Below are 7,226 nucleotides of genomic sequence, written 5' to 3'. Positions count from 1 at the left end.
TTTCTGTCCTTTTTTAGCCATACAAATATCCCCTTCAAGTTCACTCAATCCTCATGATACCATGCGGACTTTTTTGAGTGTCTACTTGAAGGGGATAATACCAGTATATCAGGCAAACCCTTTTCTGTAATCCAATCGCTATACTATGCAAATTTTACACGCGAACGAGCGCCTTGCCTAGCCCAAGTGAATGATAAGCTCCTGCTGTCCACTCGAGGCAGGTGTAATGATTACACCCTGGTTCCCCGACCGACTGCTGCCGTCTTCCACTTGAACAGCCTCGTGGATACCGCGCAGAACTAAAGACCAAGGCTTAACAGCCCCCTCTGCTTTCACCGTAATGATCGAACCCTTGCGGCTGGCAGTGACAGTCAGTTCTTCTTGACCTGACGTATTCACGATAACGGTCCGAGCCTGCTGAGCCTCACCAAGCGCAAACAAATGGAGAGCCACTTGATCCGCGTAATCATAATCCGGACGGCTGTCCTCATGACCGATCGCGAGCAGCGTATTCGGCTTCACAAGCACAGGCAGGGTTGTAAAATCGTGATGCTCGTTGACCCAACGCCCGCCCGTTACACTTTCATTCGTCAATAAGTTCGTCCACTGACCCTCTGGTACGTAATACTGCACGTCTCCTTCTTTATTAAAGATTGGAGCCACCAGGATGGAATCTCCCAGCATATATTGCAGATCCAGCGTTGCACAGGTTGGGTCCTGCGGGAATTCCAATACCATAGCCCGCATCATCGGTAGTCCTTTTACCGAGGACTCCACAGCCGACGAGTACAGGTACGGCATCAGCGAGCATTTGAGCTTGGTAAAGCTGCGCACTACGTCCACCGATTCTTCATCGAACAGCCAAGGCACGCGGTACGACTCATTTCCGTGCAGACGGCTATGGGAGGACAAAAGTCCAAACTGTACCCATCGTTTGTACACGTCCGGCGCAGCCGTTAGCTCGAAGCCGCTAATGTCATGGCTCCAGAAGCCAAAGCCGCTCAAACCAAGCGATAAGCCGCCCCGCAGTGATTCCGCCATCGACTCATACGTCGATGAGCAATCGCCACCCCAGTGAATCGGAAACTGTTGTCCCCCGGCTGTAGCAGAACGTGCAAACAACGCCGCTTCATTTTTACCCAGCTTTTCCTCCAGTACATCAAAAACAGCCTTGTTGTACAAATGTGTATAATAGTTGTGCATTTTCATCGGATCAGAGCCATCATGATACACTACATGCGTAGGAATACGCTCACCAAAGTCGGTTTTGAAGCAATCCACGCCCTGATCCAGCAGCACCTTCAGCTTCTCCTGATACCAGGCCACCGCAGCCGGATTTGTAAAGTCAACCAGCCCCATTCCCGCCTGCCACATATCCCACTGCCAAACGTTGCCATCGGCGGTTTTGACCAGATAGCCGTGCTCCATACCTTCATCGAACAAAATGGATTTTTCCGCAATATACGGGTTGATCCATGCACAAATTTTGAGGCCCTTCGCTTTCAATCGTTGCAACATGCCTTCCGGGTCTGGAAACATATCTTGATCCCACTGGAAATCGCACCATTGGTATTCCTTCATCCAGAAGCAGTCAAAATGGAAGACCGAGAATGGCAAATCCCGCTCAGCCATGCCGTCTACAAAATGGTTCACGGTTGCTTCATCATAATCTGTCGTGAACGAAGTCGTCAGCCACAAACCAAAGGTCCAGGCTGGTGGTAACGCAGGTTTCCCCGTCAGCTTGGTGTAATTATCCAGCACCTCTTTAGGGTTGACTCCGCCAATAATAAAATACTCTAATGATTCGCCGGAGACGCTAAACTGCACCTTCGAGACATTTTCCGAGGCAATCTCATACGATACCTTTTCCGGGTGGTTCACGAACACACCATACCCTTTGTTGGATAGATAAAATGGAATATTTTTATACGCTTGTTCACTGCTCGTGCCGCCGTCTTCATTCCATATATCGACCACCTGTCCGTTTTTCACAAACGGAGTGAAGCGCTCCCCGAGGCCGTAAATATACTCTCCGATTCCCAGCTCCAGCTGTTCCCGGAAATAAGGCTGCTCCTGCGGGTCTTTGATATAGCCAGGTCCGCGATGTCCACTACCTGTGACTTTACGATCCTCGACATAAAAGCCTACGTCCCAGCTCTTTCCACGGCCGACTCGCACACTCAGATCGCCGCTTTTCAGCACTGCTGCGTCCTCACCCACCGTAATATCCACCTCTGTCGGCAAGGTGTGAATTTCAAAATCCGGCCCATGATGCACCCGCCCTTTATGATGGTTCAGACGCACCCGAATGACATTCGGCATGGGCGAGCTATAGGTCGCTTTCAGCAATGCTCCATTCAGCGTATCTCCTTTGTGCTCTATCCGGTGGGTCGCTGCATATACCGTCATGGAAGCATCGTCCGTCACGATATCACGGATTTCAGCAGGATTTTGTATTTCATAGCCCTTGCGAACCAACCAATAACCATCAGTAAATTTCATCTGTCTCTTCCTCCGTCTCGGTATTTTATCCTTGATCTCAAATATGCCTGTTGGATTTTTTCGAAATCCTTACTATAATAATATTGATTCATGTAAGGGTTTACTTCTTTTATTTTGACGTTTTATATCAATATTTTGATATTTACTATATAAATCAAATTGCAGAAAAGAGGTCGTTAAATTGCAAAGGGAAATGCTGCGGGAAAACCGCATTCACGGCAATTCCATGTATCCAGTCAGCGTGTATCCGAGTGTAGAGCAGTTGAATGGAAATAGTATACTGGAGTCCCATTGGCATGAGGAGATGGAGTTTATTATCGTGGAGCAGGGGAGCGCTGTTTTTCAGACGGATATGATTTATACGGAGGTTTGTGAAGGCGAGGCTCTTTTTGTCAACAGTGGCGAGCTTCACGCCGGATATTTGAAAAAAAGTCCCCGCTGTGTATTCTTTGCTGTAGTGTTTCACCCAGACTTGCTGCACAGCCGTACACAGGATACCGTGCAGACGCAGTTCATTGATCCATTGATCAGCAAAAAGCTCGTCCCTCCTGCCCATATTCGTGGCGTGCAGCCTTGGGAGCAGGAGGTGCTGACCGCGTTGCGGCGCATCATCACCAGCCATGAGCAGAACACACCTGCCCGTGAGCTGACGACCAAAGCACAGCTCTATGGCATAATCGCCAGCCTGTATCCACTTATGAAACCCGCTAACGGAGCGGACGTCATTATGGCGGGGCAACGCAGCAAGGTCGAACGGATCAAAAAAGCGCTGGCGTACATCAACAGTCATGCCCATGAACCCATTCGGTTGCGTGAGATCGCCGATGAGATCGCGATGAGTGAAGGACATTTTTGCCGTTTCTTCAAACAAATGGTGCAAAAAAGTCCTATTGAATATATCAACTATCATCGGATTCAGAAGGCTTGCAGGTTGCTGGAGCAAAGTGACCGCAAAGTAGTTGATATCGCGCTGGATGTTGGCTTTGACAATCTAAGCTATTTTATTGCGACCTTTAAAAAATGGAACGGCCTGACTCCTTCGCAGTACCGCAAGCAGCACGAAGCAGATCAGGCGCTTGCTGTCCCTTATATAACAGACTGAAATGCTTAATCAGACCGAATTGATGAAAATATCTAAATTGCCTGCTAAGCAATTCATTTATTTTTTTGGCTTTATAAGTATTAGAACTATTTTTCTTCTCTTAACATAATAAAATATATAGCCTCCTACTCCTCCTAAAACAGAGGGGATTAACCACCCTAACCCTACATCATAGAATGGAAGAAGCTGCGTGAAAAAGTCATTAATTACTTTAATTTTTATTCCAGCAGCATTCAAGCCATCAAATAGACTAATGATAAAAGTTAATATCAAACTGCCTTGATATACTTCTGACTTTCCTTTAAATACGGGATGTAAAAACGTTAAAAATATTAGAGAAATAGCAATAGGATATATTGCCATCAATACTGGCGTTGAAACCTTAATGAGCTGTGTTAAACCCATGTTGGCTACAAGGGTACTAAATATAGATAATATGACAGCTATTCTTTTATAAGAGATTTTTGGAAATAATCCATGGAAAAAGGAAGAGCAGGCAGTAATAAGCCCCACACTTGTCGTTAAACACGCTATTGTAATCATTAAGCCCAATAAAATAGAACCGTAAGATCCAAAATAATAGGATGAAACCTTGGCTAACACCTCAGCGCCATTTCCTAAAACACCTAATTTCTCAACACTAGAAGCGCCCATATACGAAAGAGACGTATAGATAAAAGCTAAGAGTATAACCGCAATAGTTATCGCTTTGGCACAAATGATCATCAACTCTTTTTTAGTAGTAACTCCTCTTTCCTTAATTGCATTCACAATGATAATTCCAAAAATAAAGGCTCCAAGAGCATCCAATGTTAAATAACCCTCTTGGAAGCCTTTGAAAAAGACATGCGATGTATAACCCTCAGCAGGTTCCTGGAATTTTCCTATTGGGTGAATAAGAGATACAACCACAAGTAATCCAATGAAGGTCAATTTAATGGGTGTTAGAAACTTTCCTATTACATCAATAATTTTTGTAGGGTTAAGTGATAACAAGCATGCAACTCCAAAAAAAAGGATAGTAAATACAAAAAGTGCGACAGAATGATCCGCATCGTTTGTAAAAAAAGGCTTTACTCCAATTTCAAATGACACGCTACCGGTTCTAGGAATTGCATATAAAGGGCCAATGGCAAGATAAAGGATCGTTGTAAAGACAATACCGAATACGGGATGTACACGACTCGCTAAGGTCTGCAAATCGCTTTTTCCCGAAAAAACAAAGGCTGTGACGGCTAGTAACGGTAAACCAACTCCGGTAACCAAGAAGCCCGCATTGGCTATCCATACATTCTTTCCAGCCATTTGACCAAGCATAGGCGGAAAGATTAGATTCCCTGCACCAAAAAATAAGGCAAATAGCATTGATCCTATAATGATAATAAAGGACGTAGAAACACTTTTCGACATAATAAATCCTCCAACCACGAACTCACAACGTTTTGTTATTATTCGTTTTCTTTTAATTTTGTATAGTATATGTTAATAGGGGTTAAATACTTGTCAGAAGCTCCCCACATCAGGATTTATCCAAAGAACGGTATCTTATTGGCTAAAGTATGTAAACTCGTGCTTTTCATAAAAATGCCTAGCTCGATCTAAATGACCAGCATCAATCAGGGACAGCCATCTGATCCCCCCTTCTGAACGGTGTAGGAAAGTTTTTAATGAACGTAAACATAGCAACTATAAAGACTGTCCGTATCCTCGATTCGCATTCTATTTCTATCTGGATGTCAGCAATGTCTATTGAGCCGGGGATAACCTGTACCTTTAGGATGAGTGGGCTTCGTCTAACTCATCATTACACAATAATCTATATGCGATCACTGTTTCAAGTAACTTTGTACTTGCAGAATGGATCACTTCATGCCTTTGCTTTTGCAATTATGATGCTACCATATGTTTCTCCACCTACTTAGTGAGCTTAATGAACTATAAGGGGATTTTACACTCAGGACTTATTTCCTACAAAATGTAGATATAGTTACATACACCCGACAGGCCTCGTAAAAATTTTCAATTACATCAATCAACAATTTAACAACACGTTCCTCATGGTTTGGAAGCCTCACAAATTTCATAAGTCTCCAAATCATCAACTGATTGCGAAATGTACAGGAAATCTTGGGAAAATGCCCTATAGATTCAATTGAGTAATCCTTACAATTAATAGTACAAACAATGTTTAATGACGTATGCAACACATTGAGCGGCTACAATTTGAAGGGGTGCTTAAACATGATGAATTTGGCAAAACGCAACTATTGGTCTCTAAGTGTTTTTAACTTCGCTTATCTGTTTACATGGTCTGCCGCCATGTCCTTTTTTGTCATTTGGCTAGGGCAAAGCCTGGAAATTTCAGAAACCTACACGGGATTTCTATATGCGGCTAACTCAATCGTGGCCTTGATCATGCAACCTCTGTTCGGTTACTTATCCGACAAGCTGGGTCTGAGAAAACATCTGCTGTACATACTCTTTACGATTCTTTTGCTCGTCGGACCCTTTTTTATTTATGTGTACGGTCCATTACTACAAACGCAGTTCGTGATTGGTGCCATTGTCGGTGCACTATTTATCGGCCTGGTGTTTAATGCAGGTAATGGTGTCGTCGATTCGTATATGGACAAGGTCTCACGCAAATACGGCTTTGAATATGGACGAGTTCGCATGTGGGGTTCACTCGGGTGGGCAGCGGCTACTTTTGTTGCGGGGCGGGTCATCAATATCAATGTAAATCTGACCTTCTGGATTGCCTCCGTATCTGCCGTGGTTGCCATGATCTGTATCTTCCTGACCAAAGTCGAAATTTCCGGGCAGGAGCAGCAGAAAACAGAATCGTTAAAACTTATTGATGTGCTGCATCTTGTACGGACCACAAAGTTCTGGTTTCTAATGCTATTCATGGTTGGCGTGACCCAAATTTATGAGGTATATGACCAGCAGTTTGCCACATATTTCGTATCGCAGTTCAGTTCCAAAGCGGAAGGAAATCAATTCCTTGGCGATTTGAGCGCTGTGCAGGTGTTCCTAGAATTTGTGTTCCTGTTCGTTACCCCTTGGTTTGTAAACAAAACGACCGCCAAATGGGCATTAATTATTGCCGGGACAATTATGTCGTTGCGTATTATCGGCTCTTCGCTGCCTTTTGGCTCCATATGGGTGGCTGCGATGAAGATGATTCACTCCCTGGAGAAACCGCTTATTCTGGTAGCCATCTTCAAGTACATTACCGTTAACTTTGACCAGCGTTTGTCCTCCACCATGTACCTGCTGTATTTGTTTATGGGCTCTCTGGTGGTTTCCGTTTTCTCGCCCATTGTGGGACATCTGTATGAAGTTCTGAATTTCCCGATTACTTATGTAATTCTGGGTTCCATTGCAGGTCTGTTCACCATCATTTCCTGCTTTACACTGACAGCAGACAAGAAGAATGGAGAGCGGTATCTGGAGGAACGCCGTAAACAGGAACTGAAAAGATCAGCAAAAAAAGCTGAAGCCGTTCATTCGTAATCTAATGGTGACAATCACGTCTCAATCATAAGGTTTGTCCGGCAAGGATTCGGGACGCCTGAATACTTACGTAAAAGTATACGTAGATTAGTTCCAACATAAGAAT

General features: G+C 44.2%; 4 protein-coding genes. 2 read left to right on the top strand and 2 right to left on the bottom strand.

Features of this window, described 5'->3' with window-relative positions; all coding sequences use genetic code 11:
* Window positions 1–177: 177 nt before the first annotated feature.
* Complete coding sequence (gene yicI, locus LCF57_RS08030; RefSeq protein WP_226000211.1) at window positions 178–2,502, bottom strand: alpha-xylosidase; 2,325 nt, start codon at window positions 2,500–2,502, stop codon at window positions 178–180.
* Window positions 2,503–2,683: 181 nt separating this feature from the next.
* Between yicI and LCF57_RS08025 the strand changes: the two genes are divergently transcribed.
* Entirely contained in the window at window positions 2,684–3,604 is a 921-nt protein-coding gene (locus tag LCF57_RS08025) for an AraC family transcriptional regulator (protein WP_226000210.1), read from the top strand.
* A 57-nt stretch (window positions 3,605–3,661) separates the two neighbouring features.
* Here the strand turns inward: LCF57_RS08025 and brnQ are convergent, their stop codons facing one another.
* Entirely contained in the window at window positions 3,662–5,014 is a 1,353-nt protein-coding gene (gene brnQ, locus LCF57_RS08020; protein WP_226000209.1) for a branched-chain amino acid transport system II carrier protein, read from the bottom strand.
* 831 nt (window positions 5,015–5,845) lie between these two features.
* On the opposite strand from brnQ, the gene LCF57_RS08015 reads away from it, so the two are divergent.
* Window positions 5,846–7,120 carry an oligosaccharide MFS transporter gene (locus LCF57_RS08015; RefSeq protein WP_226000208.1) on the top strand — a complete coding sequence of 425 codons (1,275 nt, stop codon included), beginning with the start codon at window positions 5,846–5,848 and terminating at the stop codon, window positions 7,118–7,120.
* The last annotated feature ends 106 nt before the right edge of the window (window positions 7,121–7,226 follow it).

This window comes from Paenibacillus sp. BJ-4, assembly GCF_020404765.1.
Classification (GTDB): Bacteria; Bacillota; Bacilli; order Paenibacillales; family Paenibacillaceae; genus Paenibacillus.
The sequence above is the reverse complement of the archived record's forward strand: the minus strand, read 5'-3'. Positions and strand labels throughout refer to the sequence as shown.

Coding starts and splice junctions, on each gene's coding strand:
- yicI (WP_226000211.1), bottom strand. CDS start 2,502: ATGAAATTTACTGATGGTTATTGGTTGGTTCGCAAGGGCTATGAAATA.
- brnQ (WP_226000209.1), bottom strand. CDS start 5,014: ATGTCGAAAAGTGTTTCTACGTCCTTTATTATCATTATAGGATCAATG.
- LCF57_RS08015 (WP_226000208.1), top strand. CDS start 5,846: ATGATGAATTTGGCAAAACGCAACTATTGGTCTCTAAGTGTTTTTAAC.